This is a genomic window from Paenibacillus sp. 37 (assembly GCF_008386395.1).
GTDB classification, from domain to species: Bacteria; Bacillota; Bacilli; order Paenibacillales; family Paenibacillaceae; genus Paenibacillus; species Paenibacillus amylolyticus_B.
Genome location: NZ_CP043761.1, coordinates 3,882,671 through 3,906,937 on the forward strand (window position 1 = coordinate 3,882,671; position 24,267 = coordinate 3,906,937).

A 24,267-nucleotide genomic window follows, 5' to 3' on the forward strand; every position below is an offset into this window, starting at 1 on the left:
TTCGTTGACTTGAAATAAATAGCATTGAAAAAGGGAGGAAACAAACATGAGGTTTGGTAAGCGCAAGTTGGTTCTGTCTCTCGCATTAACCTTGGCTTTCTCCACGTTAGCAGGTTGTTCCGGCAATTCGGACACTTCCGGCAATGCCAAAAACGCAACAGCAGGCAACGGGGATCCGTCCGGTGGGGGCATCACCCTTGAGTTGCTGTATTGGGGGGATGACGTACAGAAGCAACTGGTGGAATCCGCTGCAGAAAAATATACAGCGGACACCGGGGTGAAAATTAATGCGCAGGTGCTGCCGGCAGACGGCACATTTGACACCTTCATCCAGACGAGGCTTCAATCCGGAGAACTGCCGGACATCAGTTACATGGGGGAAGCTGACATTCAAAAGTATAATGAGATGGGCATTTTGGAGGACATTTCCGACCTGCTTGCGGATGGAACCATTCCGGAGAAACTTCCTGCAATCACCATCCATACTCCAGAACAGAAAGTTATTGGTGTAGGCTTGTCCAACCAAATGGAACTGCTGTTTTATAGCAAATCGAAATTTGATGAAGCAGGCGTCCCATACCCACCTACTAAGGTTGAAGAAGCCTGGGATTGGGTTACCTTTGTTGCCAATGCTAAAAAGCTAACCAAGGATTCGAGTGGTAAGACAGCTGCCGATGCTGGATTCGATGCTGCATTGACTGAAAACTATGGTCTTGGTTTTACGGCAGGTCGTGAATTTCACCATTTCTGGGCAGCGAACGCCAATGGAGGAGGCATTGTATCCCCGGATGGAAAAGAGTTTCAATGGGATTCGCCCCAAACGACAGAAGGTATTCAAAAACTGGCTGATCTTGTGAACAAAAACAAAGTTGCTTCTGCCTTTAGCTACACTTGGAGTACAGGAATAGGCTCCGCTGTGGATGCGTTAAGCGGGGGTTATGCTATGGCTGTGAGCGGATCCTGGGATTTAGCAAATATCAAAGGCAATGAGGACATTGGTGTAGGTGTGCTCCCGAAAATGGAGAAAGCAGTAACCATGAATGCTGGAGCTCCACTCGTTGTGTACAACACTTCCAAACATATCGATGAAGCAAAAAAGTTCTACGCCTATATGGTTAACCCAGAAAACAGCCTAGACTTGCTGAAAAGCGGAGCATGGCTGCCCAATCAGGCGGACTGGTATACAGATCCAGCTTTAATTGATCAATGGACTGCTGATCTACCAGCTAGCGCAAAGGAAACCATCCTTAGCTATGCTACGACCGAGGGTGCCATTGTCCAATGGCCAGCGTATTATGTTCCGGCTTATTTAAAAATGAACACGGAATACGAAAAGTCGATCGACCAGGCATTATCCGGCCAGAAAAGTGTCAAAGAAATTTATGATGCGATTATGCCGGCAATTAAGTCGCTGTGGGAAAGCGGAAAGGTTTCCTAACCATAGGAAGGAAGTTTGAATTCGAAAAGAGAGGCTATGCTTATGAATCCAGAACGCAAAATCGGTTCAGAAACCGTTCCTGCCAGAAGATTTGCAAAAGGTGCCACTAAAGAGGCCATTGCCGGATATCTATTTGCTGCCCCCGCCATTATCGGATTTTTGGTGCTGACGATGTACCCAATGCTCGCCAGTTTATATTACAGTTTTCATAAAATTACGATTATGAGCGGCAGTCAGGTCATGGAATGGATTGGGCTAGATAACTTCAGGTATATTTTCAGCAATCCAAGCTCTGAATTTAAAAAATCGATTACGGTTACGCTGGTTTACGCCTTTGTCAACGTTACGCTTGTTATCGTGTTCTGCCTGATCGTTGCTTTGCTACTGAACCGAAAGTTTATTGGGAGAAATTTGCTAAGAGCTATCTTCTTTCTGCCATCTGTCATACCGATGCTTGCGACAACGATCGTATGGCAGATGTTATTGCAAAATCAGGCCAAAGGCGGGCTCGTCAACTGGGTTCTACTACAAATGGGCATTGCGCCATGGGATTTTCTCAACGATCCACTTCGGATCTTTTACACCTTGTTTATCATGAGTCTGTGGACATGCGGCGGGACGATTGTTGTATTTATCGCCACGTTGCAGGATGTCCCCGGAGAATTGCTGGAGGCCGTTGAGATGGATGGAGGCAATGCCTGGCACAAGTTTTTAAAGGTGACTTATCCAACGATTAAACCCGTACTCTTTTTTCAGCTCATCATGTGTATGATGACGTCGATCCAGATTTACACCCAAAGCGTAGTGTTGTCGAGAAATGGCGCGCCTGACCGAATGACATACTTTATCAACGTCATGATCTACGACCATTCCTTTGTACAGGTGGGCATGCGAGGTTTGGCATCGGCGGAAGCCTGGATCGTATTTCTCATCACGTTGGTGATTACGGGCGTATTGTTTTACTTTCAAGGCGCACTCAAACGTGATGATTCCATGGGCAAACGAAAGTGGGTGAGATAATGGAGACGGCACCTGCACCGATGAAATATACGAGCATCAAGCAGGCAAAAAACCGAAGAAGAGCAATTCATTTCGGCTTGATTGTGTTATCTCTCCTTCTTGCATTCATTTTTGCTTTTCCATTGTACTGGCTGTTACGCGGCGCAATGGTGAGTCATTCGGAAATATTGGCCAGACCGCCTGTATTTTTTCCGAAGGAGCTTGGGTTTGAGAATTTCAGGCTAGGGCTGGAACGGATTCAGTTCTGGCGGCAGCTATGGAATTCGGTCTCCATCGTTGTTCCATATGTCATTGGGACCGTCATAACGACCAGCTTTGCAGCATACGCATTTGCCAAATTACGTTTCCCCATGCGCGGCGCCTGGTTTGTGCTCGTTATCAGCAGTATGATGCTGCCTAGTGCAGTTACACTGCTGCCACAATTTTCGTTATATACATCGCTTGGGCTTGCAGGCAAACCTGCCCTAATTATTCCAGCCTTTTTTTGCGCAGGCGGCAATGCATATTTCGTTTTTCTGCTCAGACAATTTTTTATGACAATCCCTGCTGAACTGAGCGAGGCGGCCAAAATCGATGGCGCGGGTTATTTCCGCATCTATTACCGGATCATGCTGCCTCTCATTCGTCCTGCCATGATCGTTGTTGCACTATTCAGTTTCATCAATTGTTGGAATGAATTTTTCTACACCATGATTTATCTGAAAACCGTGGCCGATTATACCTTGCCTATGGGCTTGTACATGGTGAACGGAATGCGTATTCCAAACTATGAGCAGGTCATGGCGCTTGCACTCATCGTAACACTTCCCTGCCTGGTGTTTTTCCTGATCGGCAACAAATATTTCGTAGAAGGCATTACGTTGACGGGAATTAAAGGTTAATAAGGAGGAGACGAAGCAATGGCGACAAAGAAGAGGAAATGGGCAACAAAAATGTGGGTGGCCGCTTTGGCTACCGTCGTAACTTTGAATACAGGCATCATACCTGCATCGGCGAACTACACGACAGACTTTGTGCATGAAGGCGTAGGTACCGATTATGGCGATGCAACGTGGAAGAACAATCAGATCGTAAGCGAGCCCGTGGATTTCAGTCAGGAAACTGTCGGTCAAATGATGAAAGCAATCGAAGATTTTGATTTTGACCAGTTTGCTGCAGATCATGCCGACTTGCCATGGCTCGATAAGTTGCTGGTTAACGAGGGTGTCATCCCAGACGATAACAACGATGATGGCAGCGCCAACACGCTTTTCAGCCGGGGGAGCGCGCTGTACATGAAAACGCAGGATAACCGGCAGCTCGGTTTTGTCGGGACGGTACATTATGCGGATACGCTCAACAAGGATACGATGTACAACATAACTCTATCTACGGGAGCCGTAGCGGAAGACAAGGCTGCTCGTAAAAACTACCCTAGCCATGCTGACCAAACCTACAAGAGTGGCGGTTTGGACATCAGTCAGCGTAAATTCATTACCTCCTCTAACAGTGCTGTTACTTTACTGAAGTTAACCAATAACGGTAATGCGCCAATTACGTTAACGATGACAGTCAAATCTCCATTTGTAACGGAAACCGAGGGAGATGAATTGATCGGTAAACGGGTGGCTGCTCCAATCATGGTTGGACGCGCCGGAGAAGAGTATGTTGAAGCGATGTCCCATGTAGACGTGCATCTCAGCGGAGATGGCATGACGCCTGTTGGCAATGATTTGGTCAAAGAAATTACGGTCCCTGCAGGTACCTCGGTGGATGAAAAAGTGGTCATGGGGTGGTCGGCGGAAGAAATCCCGGCCTCGAAAACACAGTATGCTGAATTTAAAGCAAGTAATAATGAAAAGGCTTTCAGTGACCAAGTGAAGGAATACAACGAATGGTGGGCACAAAATATCCCCTACATCGATATTCCTGACGAAAATGTGAAGAAGGTTCTGTATTATCGCTGGTGGTCCAATCGCTTCAACTTGCTGGAAGCAAACATCCCCGGAAACGACTGGCAATTCCCGATGAACATGGAAGGGGTGCTGGGTTATAACAACGGCATCACAGTAAGTGTTCCGTGGGTGTTGCAAGATTTGAAGTGGCTGCGAGATCCATCTTATGCATACGGGACTTGGCTGGCCCAAGGCGAGTATTCTGAAAACGCCAACTACAAAAACAATCCGGGACGACCAAATATCTGGACGTGGGACATGATGCAAAACACCTCGCAAGTCGGTTGGGAAGCGTACAAGATTTATGGTGGCGGAGAAAAGGTATTGAAAAAATTCGCTGATTTCTCGGCAAGCGATGTGACGGGTACACTAAATCATTTCCGGGGAACCAATCCTGATTTGGTTTATTACAATCACGGACCAATTACCGGCAATGATGGAGACACGGTGTCCATGCACTGGAAAGGAAATGGAAACTATGCGCGTTTGGACGGTTCTTCCACAGCTTATGCAAACGCAGTAGCCACGCAACAAATGTACGAACAACTCGGGGATGACGCAAACGCGAAACGCATGGATGAGGTTGCGCAGCGCATTCGGAACGCCATTCTGAACAACATGTGGTACGACGAAGCGGATTTTGACGATGATGGCGAAGCTGATACGAACGGCGAAGGCAGCTTTTTGCACAAAAAAGTCATCAACCAACAAGACGTATTCAATCCATGGCGTGACAACAATATGTTTGTGTTTAACTTCGGTGTAGTGCCGAAAGAAGGGGAGGCAGGATACGAATCCAAATACTTGACCCAGTTATCCGATTACGGTGATCCAAACTATTATCCGATTTTCCCATTCTTTACGGCAGATCAGCACAGTATCATGAAACGTGTGGAAGCATTCCAGAATGGAGAGACCAGCGCATTCGGAACGGATCAGTTCGCTTGGTGCAACTTTGGAAATTACATCAATACAATTCGTGCTTCCTTACGTCATTATCCGGTGGAGAATATCAACACCGACACCTACAAAACATTGTTTGACTGGGGCGCTTGGTTACATACGGTTGAACCAGGCAATACCGATCACCTGGATTCCAATGAGTTTTTCTGGCTTGAGGATTATTTCTTCGGTACGCCTTGGACACCGCAAAATCCGCCAAACCCAAGTGGCAAAATGGTTCGTGCCTGGATTCACCACGATACGCTGGGCATGATGAATTATTCCGTCATGGAAGATATGGCAGGCATTCAGCCAAGAGCGGACGATAAAATCGAGCTATGGCCACTTGATATCCAATATGACCATTTCGCCGTGGACAATGTGCGTTATCATGATGCCAATCTGTCCATTGTGTGGCAGGACCCGGCCAAGTACAGCGATAGTGATCCATATTACAAGGATATCCCCGTCGGATACTCATTGTTCATCAATGGCGAACGTGTCATGACGACGGATGAAATGTCGCATATCATTTTTGATACAGCCACGGGCAAGGTGGAAAAACCGGACGGAGACGTGACAGGGGCAGTTGGAGACAACACAAACACCAACGTTATTTATGAAATTGGCAGCGCTGTTAATCTGGCTTCTGCAGACGATACTTCACTGGGAGGCAATGAAAAAACAGTTGATATGTTCAATAAAGCTGGAGTTGATGTGGAGCATAACGGCGTAAATCTGGCAACGGCATCTGGTACTACGGTTGAATCCAGCTATATCCGTAGCAATTCCAATGTGAACAGACTGGCAGACGGTTCTACGATTGCATCCATTAACCATACCTCGAATACTGCGTTGTTCGGCGGCTCGCCGAACCCATCTGATTCAGTTACGTTTCAATTTGATGGAGCCCAAACGGTGGATAATGTAAAAGTTTACTTTTATAACGACCGGCGGCCAAGCGGCTATGCAGCTCCACAAACGTTTGGTGTGGAATACTTGGATGCGGACGGCACCACATGGAAGCCTGTAGAAGGGCAATTCCGTTATCCGAATTATGTGGCCGCGAATTACAATAATGTTGAATTTAATGCGGTGAACACAAAGGCTATCCGAGTCCATTTTACGCATGCATCGGGCTATTCAACAGGAATTAAGGAAATTCAAATCTACAATAATGACCTGAACGTTACGCCTTCGGAGAATCTTGCACCAAAAGTGCAACTAGACCTGCCGGTGAACGTGGAGCAAGGAGCTCCATTGAAGTTGGCGCCAGTAATTACAGATGATGGTCTGCCAAGCGGGCGTTTGACGTATGCATGGAATCTAGTATCAGGCGACGCTGGTGCGGTGCAGGCAGAGGCACTGGATCAGGCGACATTGAATGTGACATTTGACGCGGTAGGCGAATACGTCTACGAGCTGAGCATTAGTGATGGGGAAGAAGTCACGAAGGTAGAAGTGCCCATCACGGTATACGTAGCTACAGCCGAATTGTCTAATGTCATTGCCAAGTTTGCAGATCGGGTATCGCCGCAGGGCAAACTTGTCCGCAATGCCGATGATTTCACGCCGGAGTCGTGGCAGGCATTGCAAGCCGCGTTGATTGAAGCCAAGGAACTGCTTGCGCGAGATGATTATTCGCTGGATGAAGTGCAGTCCATGACGAATCGAGTGCGCCTTGCTGAAGAGAGTCTTCGTTATCGTAATGCTGCTCTGTTGGCTACACCAAACGCCTCCTACACATCAGCATGGGAATCTTTAACATCTGTGAATGACGGGTATATTCCTTTAGTCCCTGGGAGCATGGGTAGCCCAGAGATCGAAACGCAGTATGGAAACTGGGGATCGCCTAACCAGAGTCATTGGGTGGAGTATACATGGAAAACGCCTGTGACCCTGTCTGGCAGTTCAATGTACTTTTATGATGATGGAGGCGGCGTACAGGTTCCTGCCGATTACGACTTTGAGTATTGGGATCAGGAGGCGGGCGAGTATGTGGCGGTTAGCGGACTTAGTGAGAAGAAAATGGAAAAGGGCAAATTCAACCAAGTCACCTTTAATGAAGTCACGACCGACAAATTACGTTTAACGATGGAAAACCAAAGCAGTTCGGTGTATACCGGTTTAAAAGAATGGCGGGCTATATCGGCCAAACCTGACGGGGAAGAACCACCTCAAACGGACCATGGAGCGATAACAGCCATTGAGCCAGCATCAGTTAATACGACCATCAACGTCATGCCTGAGTTGCCTTCACAAGTCACGGTGACCTATGAAGACAAAACGAAAGGGCTGGCTAATGTCGTGTGGGATGAGATTCCCGAAAATAAGCTTTCCATCGCAACCGATTTTGTTGTGCTTGGTAGCGTGGAAGGAACCGACCTGAGAGCAAGCCTGCGTATTTATGTCAAATACGATAAGTCCCGCCTGAAAGCGGCAATTGATGCTGCATCAGATCCTTCCGTGAACGAAGAGAACTATAGTGGCACACCCGAACAATGGCAAACGTTGCAAGCAGCTTTGCAGATGGCTAGTGACGTATATAATAATGACGCTTCAACCGAAGGAGATATCGATGCGGCATACAAAACGTTGCTCGAAGCTTTTGAAACCCTAGAGCCCGTAGAAGAACACAATGTAACTATTATTGGTATTAACATTCCAGGCGGTTCTGTGGATCAATTGGCCAAGGAAATTGTTATTCCTGAAACGACAACGCTGGAGGAACTTACAACGGGCTTAAACGTTCCCGCAAGTGTGACATTTGCGGTTTACGAATCTGATGGGTTGACGCCAGCTATTGATTTGAAGACAGGATACAAAGTGACGTTAACAGGTTCTGATCAAATCACGACGAAGACGTACACTGTCCTGAAGGTTACAGAAAATCCGCCAGTGAATACAGCTGCGCTTCAAGCAAAGCTGAATGAAGCAAGGGCGTTGAAGCAAGAACGCTACACTGCGGCAAGCTGGCAGAACTTAGCGGAAAAGATCTCCACTGCCGAACAATTCTTGACGAGCGGATCAGCTTCACAGGCTGACATTGATGCTGCGGTTATTGCGCTGGATTCTGCTATTGCGGGATTAAAACTGTTGCCAACACCTACACAGACTCCAAGCCCATCACCATCGGCTCCAACACCAGTTCCAGTTCCAGCGCCAGCTCCTACGCCTACGGATCCGAAAGAGCTTACGTCAGTTACCGTGAGCCAAGGCAGAATCGAAGTAAAGGCAGCTGCCACCGGCAAAGATGGTAAGGTCAAAGTTCAGGTCACAGACAGCAATATTAAAGCAGCGCTGGAAGATATGAAGGACGGGAAGTTAACCATTGTCATCCAAAAGGACTTGGAAACACAACAAGTCGAAGCCGTGCTTCCGTGGAAAACGCTTAGTACTACGAAGTCTTTGACCAGTGTAAGGATTGAAATGGAATCAGCCGTTTTGACGATACCTCATCAATTCCTGACTACGTTTAAGGACATCACTAATCTGGGAGTGGTCTTTGAAGCCGTCGAACCAAGCCAGTTGCCAGAACAAGCTGGAAAACTTCTTGAAGCAGACTTGGTCAGCAACATCACAGTGAATGCAGATGGGAAAAGTATTTCTTCTAAAGAACTACATGGAAAAGGACTTAGACTAGCCATGCCTTATCAGTTGAAGGAAGGGATAAAAGGGCATCAGGTTGTGGCCTTCAAGCTGAACGATGCCGGAGTGGCCCAAGCTATTGTCGGTGGTAAATATGATGAATCCACAAAAATGTTTGAGTTTAACATGGCGCAGAACGGCATGTTCGGAGTACTTGGCGTAAACGCTGCCTTTAAGGACTTGATCAATGTGAACTGGGCTGTGGAAGGTATTGAAGCACTTGCAGCCAGAGGAGCTGTTGAGGGAACGGGAGCTGGAGATTTTAATCCGTCATCTCAAGTAACCCGTGCAGAATTCCTTAAAACGTTAATGACTACATTCGATTTATTGGATAAAACAGCAACAACCACATTTAGCGATGTCAAAGAAGGGACCTGGTATAGCACACCAATCGCAAGTGCGCATAAGCTGGGCATTGTCAAAGGCAAAGCAAATGGCACTTTTGGTCCCAATGAACCCATCACCCGTGAGGAAATGGCTGTAATGATTTATCGGCTTGCAGAAAATTTAAATGTGACATTATCAACCGAAGGGGAAGATGATTCTGTGAAGTTTGTTGATTTGGAGAATCTTTCTTCTGAATCTTCATCAGCAGTAGAGGCTGTTCGCAAGGGTGGTTTAATTACAGGCATGCCGGATGGCCACTTTATCCCTAATGGCCAGACCACACGTGCGCAAGCGGTGACGGTTATTTACCGATTGCTTACAAACCTAGAAAAGTAGAATCAGGACAACTCCAAAATCAACATGTGACAAAAATAATGGTTGCCCAACATATTTTTGAGGGGCAACCATTATTTACTCTATTCATCATAAGAATAGGGAGTTGTTGTACTGACCAGTTTGTTCCACACATTATGAATGATCATTGTAATGGGATACAGAACTACTCAGCGAGGTATATGGTACGGGTGGTCTTGTTCTACCAGACCAAACTGTTGAAGAGACGAAGGCTGTGGGGAACGAAGCCCGAATAAGAACAAATGTAGCAAGGAAGGCGGTCGTGAAAGGTTGTAATCATGTAAAATTCAGTTGGAAATGATGATTTCGTCCTGATGTAATGATTTGTAAAATAAGGATATTAAAATAGAACAAGGAGAGGTTCCCATGACAAAACCAGATGTACCACACCATCCATATCCAGTGTGTAGCCATACAATCAATGATCCATTCTGGTCGCATTATATCGAATTGGTCCGCAACGTCGTTGTTCCCTATCAATGGGAGGCGCTAAATGATCGTATCGAAGGAGCTGAACCAAGCCGGGCCATTCGGAATTTCCGCATCGCTGCAGGGGAAGAAGAGGGCGTTCATTATGGGATGGTATTTCAGGACAGCGATGTTGCGAAATGGATTGAGGCAGCTTCGTACCTGCTCTCCGCGAAGCCCGATCCGGAACTGGAAGTCCTCGTGGATTCCGTTGTTGAAACCATTTCACGGGCACAGCAACACGATGGTTACCTCAACACATACTTTACCTTGCGTGAACCTGGCGCGCGCTGGACGAACCTCGCCGAATGTCATGAACTCTATTGTGCAGGACATATGATTGAGGCTGGTGTGGCGTATTATCATGCCACAGGCAAGCGCATGCTGCTGGATGTGGTTATTCGTCTGGCGGATCATATAGGCACCGTGTTTGGTACAGAGCCTGGACAATTGCCTGGTTATGATGGGCATCAGGAGATTGAACTTGCACTCTTCAAGCTGTATGAGACGACAAAGGAAGAGAAGTATCTCGAACTGAGCCGTTATTTTCTGGATCAGCGGGGAGCGAGACCGCATTTTTTTGTAGAGGAATGGGAACAAAGGGGCCGTACCCTACATTTTGGCGAGTTGGATATGGTTCACCGGCACACCTACTCCCAGTCCCATCTCCCCATTAGGGAGCAGTCGACAGCAGAAGGCCATGCAGTTCGACTGGTGTACATGTGTGCGGCTATGGCAGATGTAGCTGCTGAGACGGGGGATACATCGCTGAAAGAAGCCTGTGAACGGTTATGGAGTAACACCGTGAGTAAGCGAATGTACATTACGGGAAGCATTGGTTCATCAGCCAAAGAAGAAGCTTTTACAGGAGATTATGATCTGCCGGGAGATACGGCCTACGCAGAGACTTGTGCCTCGATTGGCCTGATCTTTTGGGCGAAGCGCATGCTTCAGATGAAGCAGGATAGTCGGTACGCAGACGTTATGGAGCGGGCCCTGTACAATACGGTGATTAGTGGAATGTCCCTGGATGGTCAACGCTTCTTCTATGTGAATCCGCTTGAAGTCGATCCGGAGATTCAACGTGTGAATCCTAATTATGCCCACGTGCGAACACGCCGGCAAGGGTGGTTTGGCTGTGCCTGCTGTCCGCCGAACATTGCACGATTACTTGCCTCATTGGATCAATATGTGTATACCCCAGTTGAGGAACAAGCTACGTTATATGTGCAATTGTACATCGGCGGAGAAGGGGAATTCACACTAAAGGGCCGGAGAGCAGCGCTAACCATGGCCTCTGACTATACCTCCACCGGAGAAGTGAAGCTGATCGTTCGACCTGATTCCTCGGAGGGAATGCAGTTTACGATAGCTCTGAGAAAGCCGGACTGGTGCGAGATTCCCGAGCTGTGGATTAATGGGGAGAAGACGGAACAGAATGGGTTTACTTTTGAGTACGGTTACATGAAGGTGACCCGTACGTGGAAAGCCGGTGATGAGATCAGGCTTCGCTTCCCTATGGAGTTGCTGCGGATGAAAGGGCACGATCAGATCAGAGCCACTTTCGGAAAAGTAGCCATACAGCGGGGACCGTTTATGTACTGTCTCGAAGAAGTCGACAATGGCCGTGGATTGCATCGCATTCAACTGCCCCGGGACGCTGAGTTTCATATCGTTAGCGGGGATCAAATGCCTCTTGGGGTGCCGGCACTTACAACCATTGGGCACCGAGTGGTATCCCATGAAGACTGGGGAACACATCTGTATCGCAGTGATGTCCACTGGGATGCCCAGCCTGCCGAGCTTTGCTTTATTCCCTATTTCACTTGGGCCAATCGGGATGAAGGAGCAATGAGCGTTTGGATTCGGGAGTGCGAATAAGGGAGGGTCTTACCAGGAGAGAAAGTGGTGAGCGAATGTAGACGGTACGATTACCGTTCAAGGAACAGTGGAACTGAACGAGTAAAATGCTGTTGCCACAACGGATGATTACCCATCCTATGGAACAAGAACCAAAAGGAGGGCTAAAGCTTGGGCTGAAAAGCGCTTCTTCAAAAAGGTAGACAAAGAGAGAAAGCGTCCGATATATCCGGGATGCGTTGTAAGATAACGCGATCTCTGGTAAGCGGACGCTTTTTATTTTTCAAGGTATCGGTTCTGAATGAGCCGGTTTATTTTCTGTGTTGGTAAACTTGCTGCGGAAGTTGGAAGGAGAGATGCCCTCTTTTTTGGAGAAACAGGAAGAGAAGTAGGATACATGATTGAAGCCGATCTCTTCGGCGATGCGAGCAACGGACCAGGCGGTTTGCAGCAGCATCTTTTTGGCCTGCTCGATTCTGTAATGCAGCAGATATTCCATGGGTGTCATCCCATACACTTTCAGCATGCTACGTGCCAGATAGTTTGGATGGTAATTGAGTTCCTTTTGCAGCAAGGGATTAGAGATCGGTAGAGGGTAATTGTGGCGAATGTAGAGTTCAATTTTCTCGGCAATCCGGATGGCGGCAACATCGGACAGTGAGGACAGCCCAAGGTCCAGATGCTGCATAAACTGCTGGAATGTCGCCTGTCGTTTCCAGTTGCGCATGGATTGAGGCTCCTGATCAAGCTGAGAGAAATGCTCCAGCAGCTCCATGTCTTTGGTTGTAATGTGCATATGTTTCGGGATGAAGATGGAACAGACATCACAGTGGTTCAGATACGCGCTTACCTTATGTGTCTCGATTAGTTCGGCCTGATTGGCAAGGCATTCGTCCATGGTCGCAGACTCTCTCCAGCTGCCATAGGTTTGAAAATGAATCCAGATCATTTCCGTTTCCGTCTCACAGGCTGCGCTGCCGTAATGGTGTCCATCCGGCTTAAGGATCAGCGCTTCTCCTTGCTTCAAAAGCCATTTCGTCCCGTTTTCACTAATGGCGAGTGAACCGCGAGTAACAACAATCAGGTCAAAGACACCGATGTCACTGCGGCTGATGTGATATTCACCGGCTTCGTAATAAGCACGTCCGCAATCTATAAAATAGGGAATGGGCGGGGTGATGAAATGAAGGATGGGCGAGTCCAATCCGGCACCTCCGAACAGGTTGAAATATTTAAAATTCATGTTGGCATCGAGCATTTATTTTTTATGATACAGCAAGTAACATAGAAAATAAAGCGCTTACGAATTTCAGTTTTCCATCCTTAAACGGAATCAGATTACAACCTTAGGAAGGGGATTGTACATGAAGAAAATGCAGGTTTGGTTAGGGGTATGTCTTCTTGTGATGGTGGTGGCTCTGAATGGTTGCAGTACAACAAAGGAAGCATCAGGCGGGACATCTGAAGAGGCAGGAAGCGGAGGAGTGACCAAACTGGTCTTCTGGACTTTTGTGGATGCCCATCAGAAATTTTATGAGAGCATGGCAGAGCAGTGGAATCAGGACCATCCTGATCAACAGATTGAACTCGAAGCAACCACGATTCCATATGACGATATGCATACCAAGCTATTGCTTGCCTTACAATCCGGTGTTGGTGCACCTGATCTGGTTGATATCGAGCAGAGCAAATTCCCCAATTTTATGAAAGGTGTACCGCAGCTGGTGGATCTGACTGACATGATTCAGCCCGAAATGAATAACATTGTGCGATCCCGGGTGGAGATCTACAGCAAGGAAGGCAAATACTACGGCATTGATTATCATGTGGGGGCAACCGTCATGTATTACAACCGGGACATTCTGGATCAAGCGGGTGTTAACGCAGATGAGATCAAGACATGGAGCGATTTCGAGCAGGCAGGGAAGCAGGTGCTCGAGAAGACAGGCAAACCAATGATCACATTTGAAGGTAACGGGAACTGGTCCTGGTGGCCAGCCATTAGTCAGCAGAAGTCGGATCAGGTGGATGCCGATGGCAACGTAACGGTGAATGCACCCATCAATATTGAAACGATGAAGTTCTTTCAGAAAATGGTCCAAGAAGGTGTTGCTGCTGTCGCGCCCGGTGCTGGACATGACACGGAAGAATACTTCGGATACATGGATAAGGGGAATGCAGCAGCAGTGTTTATGCCGTTCTGGTTCATGAACCGGTTCACCGACCACATTCCCGATCTCAAAGGCAAAATGATCATTCGTCCACTGCCGGCTTGGGAAGAGGGCGGTAATCGTTCCGCAGGCATGGGGGGGACTGCAACGTCCATTACCAACCAGTCCGCTTCAATTGAACTCGCCGAGCAATTTCTCGCTTATGCCAAACTGTCCAAAGAGGGTAACATTCAGATCTGGAAGCAGCTTGGATTTGACCCGATTCGCACAGACGTATGGACAGATGCAGCCATGAAGGAGTCAAACAAATACACGGATTATTTCGGAGATGATATTTTCGACACCCTGCTCGGGGTGAAGGATGAGATTGCTCCAGTCCACATTCGGGAGAAGTCACCTGAGGTGTTCGATGCGGTGCGTAATAAAGCGATGCCAGAGATTTTCATTAATCTGAAGGATCCTGAACAAGTGCTTAATGACGTGCAGGCTGAATTGACTCGGTAAATGGTGTGGTCGGATCGTTTTTGATATAGAGTATATAGCTTATTCCAGGTTGGAGGTTGGTCCACCGTGCAGTTGCATAAGGAAACAGCGGCTTCCGTACGCGCTAGCAGGCGCAGAAGCATCAGAATGAACTCAAGAACATGGGCTCCGTATTGGTTTGTGTTACCGTTTATCTTGTCATTTCTCATTTTCTTCGCTTATCCCTTATTTCGGGCTGGAATGATGAGCTTTCAGCAGGTTCTCCCTGGAGATGTTCAGTTTGTGGGGCTTGAGCATTACAGCAAACTCTGGAACGCCGACTTTCGGGCCGCACTGTGGAATAGCACACGTTACACCTTCTGGACGCTGCTGCTGTTGGTTCCGGTACCCATGATGCTTGCCGTATTTCTTAATTCGAGTCGCATGATGGCGCGCAATCTCTTTCGCTCAGCCTTGTTTATTCCTGCACTGACTTCGGTAGTTGTAGCAGGAGTTGTATTCCGGCTCATCTTCGGAGAACTCGACGGGGCACTGATGAATTCCATTCTGAGTGTTTTTGGCATTCCAAGGCAGCAGTGGTTGTACAGTTCGTCCCTCGCAATGGTTGCACTGGTCGTGCTCGCAGGCTGGCGCTGGATGGGCATTAACATGCTGTACTTTCTCTCCGCACTGCAGAGCATTCCCAAGGATCTGTATGAGGCCGCAGATATCGATGGTGCTGGAGTGATGAGGAAATTCACGAGTATTACGGTGCCCATGCTTAAGCCAATTACAATCTATGTGATTACGATTACGCTGTATGGAGGGTATTCGATGTTCACGGAGAGCTACATGCTGTGGGCAGGCAAACCCTCTCCGCAAAATATCGGACTGACGATGGTAGGTTATATCTATCAGCAGGGATTCCAATATTTTAATCTCGGGTTCGGTGCAGCTATTGGCATCACATTACTGGTCATCACGCTTCTGATCAGCATGCTTCAGCTGACCGTGCTGGGCATGTTCAGGAAGGAGGATTAGTACTTGGGGACACGAAAAAATAAAATTAATGCTGCTTCGCTGCTGTTACTGGTGTTGTTCGCGGGTTTGGCTGTTTTGATGTTATTTCCTCTCTATGCACTGATGCTTGCTTCACTGAAACCTGCTGCCGAACTGTTCCGGTACGGCCTCAACGTTCGATGGGACTGGGCCTTAATGAGCCTGGACAATTATAAGACGATCTTCGCCGGATCGGGAGCAGCAGGTCACTACTTTACATGGTACAAAAACAGTCTGGTCATTACAGCGCTGTTCACGGTACTGAGCCTGTTGTTTTCGTCCATGGTCGGTTACGGACTCGGCGTGTACCGCTTCAGAGGACAGAGTCTGATCTTCACCTTCGTGCTGGTTGTGATGATGATTCCGATGGAAATTATTATCCTGCCTCTGTATGAACTGACGATTAAACTGAAGCTGATTAATACGGTGTGGGGCGTCATTCTGCCTTTTGTGGTGGCCCCTTTGCCAATCTTTTTCTTCAGGCAATTTGCTCAGGGGTTGCCCAAGGATTTTATGGACGCAGGCAGAATTGACGGCTGTACCGAGTTTGGCATCTTCTTCCGCATCATGGTGCCGCTGATGGCCCCGGCATTTGGCGCAATTGCCATCTTGCAGGCCATGAACAGCTGGAATAACTTTCTCTGGCCGCTCATTGTCCTACGGACAACGGAGCAGTTCACTCTGCCGATCGGGCTGGCTTCCTTCGTATCCCCGCTGGGCAATCATTATGAGGAACTGATCTCGGGAGCCGTGCTTGCCATCGTGCCCATCTTGATTCTGTTTCTTTTCTTTCAGCGCTTCTTTATCTCAGGTCTCACGGTTGGCGGGGTGAAAGGTTAATGCAAACTCCCTCTAGAGGAAATTGATGTGTGAATTATCAACATCTTGTTAACTTGGTACACATGGATCTTGAACGTTTTAAGGACTCGATGACATCTTAACAATTTATTTCGCGGTTCTATTTTAACAGAAAGCATGAACGTCATTTTCTATTGATCGGTCAAAGGTATTTCGTAGAAAGACTTTACTTACCGGTTTAAGAGAATTAAACCCCTAATGAATATGATCACATATATACAGGAGGTTATAATGACAATGATTTCGAAGAAGTGGAAGCCGCTTATGATCGCGCTGCTCCTGGCATTTCCAAGTCTGCCGTTGCAGGTTAGCGCTTTGCCTGGGGTCGCGGTGGCTGCAGTAAAGACCAGTATCTCCAATGCCAGCCTGTCGGCCAAAGTCGGCGATTTAGGTCAGATTGAGGAGCTCTATATCAACAACAATCCTGCCAATAAACAGGGGAAGCCAATCAATTTCGTCCTGCCTAACACTACATCACCGCAGAATGGTACACAGCACCAGTGGATGGGTGAAATGATCTTCTCTTACCGTACGGGTGCCAATGGACAATTCCCTGACAACAGGGACGGCTTTGTAGAAGTTGATACCAATAAAACATTGGCTGCGGGGGGATCTACACAAGTTTCGACCATTAATCCGGATAACCCCTATATGAACAAGACCGCATCAGCAGACGGCAAGAAGGTAGAAGTCAACTTTATTGGACAGAACCTAAATTCTACAGACCAGCGGGTAATGAAGGGCTTTGATGTGAAATCCGTTTTTGATATGGAGACCGATGACGGTTCACTGCTTTGGGAAATTACGCTGAAGAACAAGAGCAATCAGTATATCGAATTCGGGGATATCGGCTTGCCGATGCCTTGGAACAACAAATACCAGACCTTATCCGATACCTATGATGACCGTGTGACGGTGCATAATTTCGCAGGTGCTGATAGTGGATATTCATATGCCATCCGCACCAGTGGTGAGGGGAACTTCATGCTCTTCACCCCAGTGCCGGAAAGCGGAGCTCGGATCGAGTATGTAGATTATTGGATGCATGAAGCAGGAGAGCGGCGTGCTGCAGATACCTTTAAGAACTGGACAGGGGACAGTGGCGGTTGGTATCCGGGACTGAACGTGCTCTATATCCACTCCAAAGAAATCCAGAAAACGGGACGCGGATACTTTACTGATGCTTCCAGCCTCGTCCTAGGACCGGATGAGTCCAAGACATATAAGTTTAAATTCTCAGCAGTCCGTGGAGGTGACAATACGCCGCAGGAAAGCGCCCAAAGCCCAAATAACAGTTCAACTTCGATGGAGGATCGCGAAGCCAATCTCCGGTCCATCCTATATAAATCAGGCATGATTGATGCCATAGCGGTGCCAGGCTTCCAGACAGCAATCAATATGCCTGTCAAGCTAGACCTGCACTATGACGACAGTATCATTGATGTACAATCCATCGATATTCAAAATGTGGCAGAGAATGATCCGTTTGATGAAGCGCATATTCCGGATATTAAGCCTGGGAAGAGCAGAAAGGAAATGGTTGACAACTCGCGGGCCGGACGTGGACTGCCTGACGGGAACCCTGGCTACAACGAATCGGTTGAGTTTGTGGAGACCAAGATCGTGAATGGCGAACAGCATCATATCTATTCACTTGAGTTTGATTCGATCGGCAACAACAGTGTGCACATCAATTATAAGCTGAAAGACGGTAACGAATGGGTGGATAAATTCACTCAATATGAATTCAATGTTCTAACCGAGCTGGATGCAATCTCGGATGCCCATTCCGATTTCATGGTCCAGAAAACACAGGATAAAAACCCGGAAAGTCCGACTTACGGTAACTATTTCGACTGGTATCTGTCAAGCGGCATGGATCTCAACACAAGCCATTGGGGAGATGACTGGAGCCATGATAACATCAACTTCATGACGATAAAGAACTATCTGGCACCCAACCCTGATGAAATTCGCTCAATCGAAACATACCTGATCGACTTCATGTGGGAACGATATATGAAGAATACTCAGGACAGCTATATCGTTGCAAACTGGCTGAAAGATTCTGGAGCGTACACCGACAAAGATAAACCTTATACACGTACCTTCTCCGAAATCATGGAAGCTACTGGATTTTTCAACATGTACCGGATTCAAAAGGCGTATCCCAATCTGATCGAGTACCGTGAATCGCCTCAGTATTATCTGGAAAAAGCATATAACATCTACGATAAGCGTGTTTCCACCGAAGCCATCGGATTCTATGGTGAGCAGCAGATCCCGGATATGATTGAAGCTCTGAAGGAAGAGGGAATGCAGACCGAGTCGGCCAATCTACAGAAGAAGTTCGCCTTCGACAAAGGACGGAATATGACTAGGGCCTCTTATCCTTACGGCTCGGAATTTGAATATGATAACACTGGTGAAGAAGGAGCCTATGCAGCAGCGAAGGCGCTGCGCACTTACTATCCTACAGACACGCTTGCAGGCGCAGCTGAGAAAAGTATGGAAATGGCTGACTGGAAAACACGCGCCATGCGCGGGATTCAACCTACCTGGTTCCATTATTCAGTGCCCGTCTTCCGCGGTGGTGAAGGCTGGTGGAATTTTCAATATACTGCGTCTTTAGCAGGATATATTATGGATGACTGGCTCCGATATGAGAATGACGGCAGATCGATGGAGCAGACCGCAATTGCACAGCAGCGCAATTATGCGGGGAAGATTTCGAACTTCAACGCCGTCAATATGGGTCAGATTTCGGCGAATTCAGTTGGCAGCACCTCTTGGAGATATTCGATGTATAAAGGAGGCACGGGCACTAAGGACGTATACGATGGCGGATCACGCGTCATGAGTAACGGCTGGAATGATTTTTCGGGCGAATCGGAAGAAGGCCTCTATGGTTCCCTTCTCAGCATCAGCTCTGATATTGTTACAGATCCGATATTCGGGCTGTTCGGATATGGCGCGCTGGTCACTGACGAAGGAAACAGCTATAACATTATGCCAAAAGACGGTTTCGGCAAGCGGATCAATCTGATCGACGAGAAAATTTACTTGGAGCTGGAAAGCGATAAAATAGAAAGCGCGAAAATTCAAAAAGATGGTGAGGGTTTTACTCTCCAGCTCCTAAATCCCTCAGGGAAAGAGCATACTTCACGGATTTTGTTCGATGGAGTGGGGATGGAGAATGGCTACTATACCATGAAGCTAAATGGTGCAGCTGCCGGACAGTTCTATGTTCAGAACAATGAAGGCGTTGCCATGTTTCAGATGGGCAGTGTGCAGCGTGCCGAATTGACCATTGAAAGATCGGCCGGCGGTGAAAATGAAGCTCCCCAAATTACTGTAGAGGTGGCGACACAACATCCACAAGCGTTAATTCCATTTATGCTTAATGGTATTGTAACCGATGATGGCGCTCCAGAAGGCACTCTGTCCTATCAATGGGAAGTGGTCAGCGCCCCGGAAGGTGGCAAGTTAACCTTTAATCATCCGAAAGCAAGTATTACACAGGCTACGGGTACCAAAGAAGGCTCCTATACCGTTAAGCTTAGCGCAAGTGATGGACAACTGACTGGCTCCAGCCAGATAATCTTCGAACTGGCTTCACCGCCGGATAAACAGCCTCCAGCAATTGGCCAAGTGACTGCTGTTCAGGATGTTGCCAATAACAGTATCGTGGTATTGTCCGGGGAAGCCATTCCTGACCCTGTGCATACCGAGGCAGAAGAACCCCAGTTGAAGTACGCTTGGGCCATCAAGCAAAAGCCTGAAGGTTCAGCAGACATTTCATTTGTGGATAGTGACAAGGCAGCGGCCTATGCACGTATAAGCACGGCAGGCACCTACATGTTTACCTTCAGTGCGGCAGACGGAGACAAGAAGGCTAGCAAGGATGTAACGATAGAGATCAAGGAAGATACCGTTGATGCTTACCGTGCAATCAGCGTAGTGATCAAGAAGGATATTGAACCAGAACTCCCCAGACATATCTATATTCTGTCAGAGGACGGGTATCTAGAGCAGGAAATCACTTGGGATGCTATTGATCCAAGCAGTTATGCTAGTGCAGGCCAATTTGAAGCCAGAGGAAACGTCAATGGCATTGCTCTGGAGGTTTGGACTACCGTACATGTCGTGAATACTGAGCTGCAAAATGCGGCGCTGACAGCCAAGGCCTCCGCCAGCTTTTCTGGTGGCGACGGATATCCGGAAGCGATGAATAACGGCATTGAACCTAAAAGCTCGGCAGATTTCTCGCCGAACCGCAGTGCCCCCAACAGTGCATGGCATAACTGGGGTAGAGAAGGAGATCCAGCATGGGTGACGTATGAATGGGATCAGCCATTCCTGGCCTCATCCATGGATGTATATGTATTTCAAGACAACGGCGGTAACTTCCGTCCAAAGGATATGCAACTTATGCTTCGCGGCGAAGATGGGAAATGGTACACCCCGCGGGACATAAAGGGATTGGGCAATGAACTTAATAAATACAATACGACTACCTTTGAGCCCGCCTATATTACAGGTGTTCGTATGGACATGAAGCCTACCGTTAATGGCAGCGGTATTCTGGAATGGAAGGTATACGGCTATACCGGAGCGGTAGATAAGTCAGAACTGATCAAGGTCTATAACTATGTAAATACATTAAATGCTTCGAACCTTGCAGATCCTGGTCTTGCGCCAATTGAAGCGGCAAAGACAGAAGCATCTGCTGTGATCAAGAATATGAATACCACAGACGAAGAAGTTACTCTGGCGCTTGAGAAGCTGCTTACGGATTTGCGTCTTCTTAGTCCGAGAGATGGCAATATGGCCTTCCTCGCAAATGTTTCTTCTAGCTATACCTCTCCTTGGGAGAGTCTGGCTGCAGTAAACGACGGAAAGAAGGATGGCAGCAACATTTCGCATTGGGGAACCTGGGGCCATGAGGGCGCAGAGGAGTGGGTGCAATATGAATGGCCGCAGGGTGCATCTATCCGAAGTTCGAATCTGGTGCTGTGGTCAGATGCCGGCGGAATCAAGCCGCCTACCCAAATTGTATATTCCTACATCCCGGCGGATAGCGTTACTAATGAATGGGTAACAGCGGGAACGGTTACAGAAGGAATCAAAGTGGTTGATCATTCTCCGACGGAATCTTCCAATCCATACACATTTGATCCAGTACTTGAGGTCAAGGCGCTGCGAGCCACCCTGACCAAGCAATCACAGGCAGGAGATAACGGTGTAGGCCTATGGGAATGGGAAGTTCACCAGGCCATATCCAGTCCTGATCGTGAGGCTCCAGTAACACCGGCCGGTGTGGCACCGTCCATTCCTGATGGAGATGACGGCAAACTGATCGGTGTGACAACAGAAATGGAGTATAAGAAGGAAGGCGAAGAAGAATATATTGCTATTTCAGGAATTGAGGTCACAGGTCTCACCGCCGGTAAATATTATGTCCGGTATATGAAGACTGGTTCGCTGAGCGCCAGCCTGGATAAGGAAGTCGTTATTCCGGAAGGGCAGACACAGGAGCAGGCTGCACCAGATGCAAGTGGATGGGTGATCTCACACGCCAATTCGGATACCGACACAAAAGGCAAAATTGAGGGTTTAAATGATACGATGGAATATCGGAAGCTGGGCGAAGAGGACTACACGCCTGTTCCAGGTTCAAGTATCAACGATCTGGAGCCTGGCAGTTATCAGATCCGGTATGCAGCCACAGACAGCCTAAAGGCAAGTCCGTCGGTAACCGTGGACATTCGCAATGAAGCTAAGGAAAACAGAGATGCACCAACAGCGGAAGGACTGGTTATTACACCGCCTACAGCGGCAGGCGGAAATGATGGCAGAATTGAAAATGTGACTGCCGATATGGAGTACCGGAAGGCCGATCAAGGTGGTTACATGCCGGTCAGTGGAACCAGCATTGAAGGCCTGACGGCCGGTAGCTATGAGCTCCGGTACGCCGGAACAGATATGAGCAATCCAAGTCCTGCTATCCTGATCGTCGTTCCTGACGGAACCAAGCAGGAGCAAAGTCCGCCGTCCAGTGCAGAGGTCAAGGCTGTAAATGTCAGTGCAGCTGGGGCCAAGGATGGTAAGATCACTGGTGTAAGTCCTGTAATGGAATATCGGCAAGTGGGAGTGGACGCTGGCAGCTGGAATGCGATCACAGGCACAGAGGTTACAGGTCTTGGTAACGGAATCTACGAAGTAAGATATAAAGAAACGGCAATTCATCATGCGAGCCAATCCCTTACTGTCGTTATCAGCAATCCAGTCATCAATCCGAAGCCTACGGAAACACCGCCGTCAACGGATGCACCTGTGTCAGTGACCACACCTTCACCGACTCCTGAAAACATCAAAGTCGAAGGGAATTGGATTAAGATTGTGGCACCACAGACGGATACCAAAACCGGTAAAGCTAAAGGAGCACCCATCCGCCAGGAAGACCTTAATAAGGCTCTGGAGCATGTAAAGGCAAATAGCAGTAATGTTAAAACGCTTATGGTGGACATACCGAAAGCAGAGGGAGCCAATTCCTATGCGGTTGAGCTTCCTGCAGCTGCACTAACCGCAGCGCATGCCAACATCAAGATCGAGATTAATACGGAATTTGGATCCGTTACAGTACCTTCTAATTTGCTGAAGTATATATCAGGTGCCAAAAGTGTGGAACTGACACTAAGCTGGCTAGATACGGCAAAGCTACATTCAGAAGTAAATTCCGTAACAGCCAGCAGACCTGTTATTGCATTCGCTGTTCAATTAGATGGAGAAGAAATGGTAGCCTTGAATGCACCGGTTGAAATCAGACTGCCTTATACTCCTGATGTTGAAGAATTGGCCAATTCCAAATACCTTACAGTTGCGTACGTGGCTGCAAATAGTACATTTGTTCAGCTACTGAATGGCAAATACGACAGTGCTCTACAAGCCATGGTTTTTCCAGCGGCAAACACAGGTCAATATGCAGTTGTTTATACGAAGAAGTTCTTCAATGATGTCATCAAGGATTCGTGGTACGCACCAGCGGTTGAAACAATGGCGTCCAAAGGATTCATCGACGGGACATCAGCAACAAGCTTTAGTCCTGGCCAAAAGGTCACAAGAGGTGAGTATCTAGCTTGGTTGGTAAGGACACTGGATCTCAAAGCAGAGTTCAACACCACCTTCGGTGATATGAAGCAAACAGACCTCTATTATGAGGAAATCGGAATCGCCAAAGCACTCGGGATCGCCCTGGGCACGAACGGCAGCTTCTATCCGGAAACGGAAATTGCTAGACAAGATTTGGCTGTGCTGACCATGCGGGCTTTGCGGGCAGTGGGGAAAACTGAGCAGACCCATACAGCTGAGGATCTCAAGAGATTTACAGATGCAGCAAACGTAGCAAAGTACGCAGTTGATGATATGGCTGCAATGGCTAAAATGGGTTTCATAAACGGGCGAAGCAATGTAACCTTGAGTCCTGACGGAACGACAATCAGAGCAGAAGCTGCTCAGGTTCTATATAAAATTTTCTTGCAACTATAATTGTAGAAACCGACCTTCATCCTGTTTTCTGCAGGTCCAAGGTCGGTTTCTTTTTTAGGGAGTGCTTCAAGCATAATGCCGTGCCCAATGTTAATTACCTATACGTAGAAAAAGCTTA

General features: G+C 47.7%; 10 protein-coding genes. 9 read left to right on the forward strand and 1 reads right to left on the reverse strand.

Annotated elements, in window-relative coordinates:
* Positions 1–46: 46 nt before the first annotated feature.
* The 5 genes from F0220_RS16635 to F0220_RS16655 all read left to right on the forward strand — a co-directional run bounded on the left by F0220_RS16635 (position 47) and on the right by F0220_RS16655 (position 12,072).
* Complete coding sequence (locus F0220_RS16635) at positions 47–1,438, forward strand: extracellular solute-binding protein (RefSeq protein WP_105598941.1); 1,392 nt, start codon at positions 47–49, stop codon at positions 1,436–1,438.
* A 42-nt stretch (positions 1,439–1,480) separates the two neighbouring features.
* The gene (locus tag F0220_RS16640; protein WP_181155439.1) at positions 1,481–2,458 is read left to right on the forward strand and encodes a carbohydrate ABC transporter permease; all 978 of its coding nucleotides are present in this window, start codon (positions 1,481–1,483) and stop codon (positions 2,456–2,458) included.
* Positions 2,458–3,339, forward strand: a complete 882-nt coding sequence (locus F0220_RS16645; protein ID WP_105598943.1) for a carbohydrate ABC transporter permease — start codon at positions 2,458–2,460, stop codon at positions 3,337–3,339. The genes F0220_RS16640 and F0220_RS16645 overlap by 1 nt, the downstream gene beginning before the upstream one ends.
* A gap of 18 nt (positions 3,340–3,357) precedes the next feature.
* On the forward strand, positions 3,358–9,705 hold the full coding sequence (locus F0220_RS16650) for an S-layer homology domain-containing protein (RefSeq protein WP_105598944.1): 6,348 nt from the start codon (positions 3,358–3,360) through the stop codon (positions 9,703–9,705).
* A 384-nt stretch (positions 9,706–10,089) separates the two neighbouring features.
* The gene (locus F0220_RS16655) at positions 10,090–12,072 is read left to right on the forward strand and encodes a glycoside hydrolase family 127 protein (protein WP_105598945.1); all 1,983 of its coding nucleotides are present in this window, start codon (positions 10,090–10,092) and stop codon (positions 12,070–12,072) included.
* A 262-nt stretch (positions 12,073–12,334) separates the two neighbouring features.
* Here the strand turns inward: F0220_RS16655 and F0220_RS16660 are convergent, their stop codons facing one another.
* The gene (locus tag F0220_RS16660) at positions 12,335–13,255 is read right to left on the reverse strand and encodes a helix-turn-helix domain-containing protein (protein ID WP_105598946.1); all 921 of its coding nucleotides are present in this window, start codon (positions 13,253–13,255) and stop codon (positions 12,335–12,337) included.
* Positions 13,256–13,415: 160 nt separating this feature from the next.
* Between F0220_RS16660 and F0220_RS16665 the strand changes: the two genes are divergently transcribed.
* The 4 genes from F0220_RS16665 to F0220_RS16680 all read left to right on the forward strand — a co-directional run bounded on the left by F0220_RS16665 (position 13,416) and on the right by F0220_RS16680 (position 24,149).
* Entirely contained in the window at positions 13,416–14,726 is a 1,311-nt protein-coding gene (locus tag F0220_RS16665; protein ID WP_105598947.1) for an ABC transporter substrate-binding protein, read from the forward strand.
* 126 nt (positions 14,727–14,852) lie between these two features.
* Positions 14,853–15,725, forward strand: coding sequence for a carbohydrate ABC transporter permease (locus F0220_RS16670; RefSeq protein ID WP_105599155.1), 873 nt, complete (start codon positions 14,853–14,855; stop codon positions 15,723–15,725).
* 3 nt (positions 15,726–15,728) lie between these two features.
* Positions 15,729–16,583: a carbohydrate ABC transporter permease gene (locus F0220_RS16675; protein ID WP_308737301.1), complete on the forward strand. Its 855-nt coding sequence runs from the start codon at positions 15,729–15,731 to the stop codon at positions 16,581–16,583.
* 249 nt (positions 16,584–16,832) lie between these two features.
* On the forward strand, positions 16,833–24,149 hold the full coding sequence (locus tag F0220_RS16680) for a DUF5695 domain-containing protein (protein WP_188310483.1): 7,317 nt from the start codon (positions 16,833–16,835) through the stop codon (positions 24,147–24,149).
* Positions 24,150–24,267: the final 118 nt, after the last annotated feature.

Excerpts from the sequence above, each read along its gene's own strand:
- F0220_RS16655 (WP_105598945.1), top strand. The coding sequence starts at position 10,090 with ATGACAAAACCAGATGTACCACACCATCCATATCCAGTGTGTAGCCAT.
- F0220_RS16635 (WP_105598941.1), top strand. The coding sequence starts at position 47 with ATGAGGTTTGGTAAGCGCAAGTTGGTTCTGTCTCTCGCATTAACCTTG.
- F0220_RS16650 (WP_105598944.1), top strand. The coding sequence starts at position 3,358 with ATGGCGACAAAGAAGAGGAAATGGGCAACAAAAATGTGGGTGGCCGCT.
- F0220_RS16665 (WP_105598947.1), top strand. The coding sequence starts at position 13,416 with ATGAAGAAAATGCAGGTTTGGTTAGGGGTATGTCTTCTTGTGATGGTG.
- F0220_RS16680 (WP_188310483.1), top strand. The coding sequence starts at position 16,833 with ATGACAATGATTTCGAAGAAGTGGAAGCCGCTTATGATCGCGCTGCTC.
- F0220_RS16670 (WP_105599155.1), top strand. The coding sequence starts at position 14,853 with ATGAACTCAAGAACATGGGCTCCGTATTGGTTTGTGTTACCGTTTATC.
- F0220_RS16640 (WP_181155439.1), top strand. The coding sequence starts at position 1,481 with ATGAATCCAGAACGCAAAATCGGTTCAGAAACCGTTCCTGCCAGAAGA.
- F0220_RS16645 (WP_105598943.1), top strand. The coding sequence starts at position 2,458 with ATGGAGACGGCACCTGCACCGATGAAATATACGAGCATCAAGCAGGCA.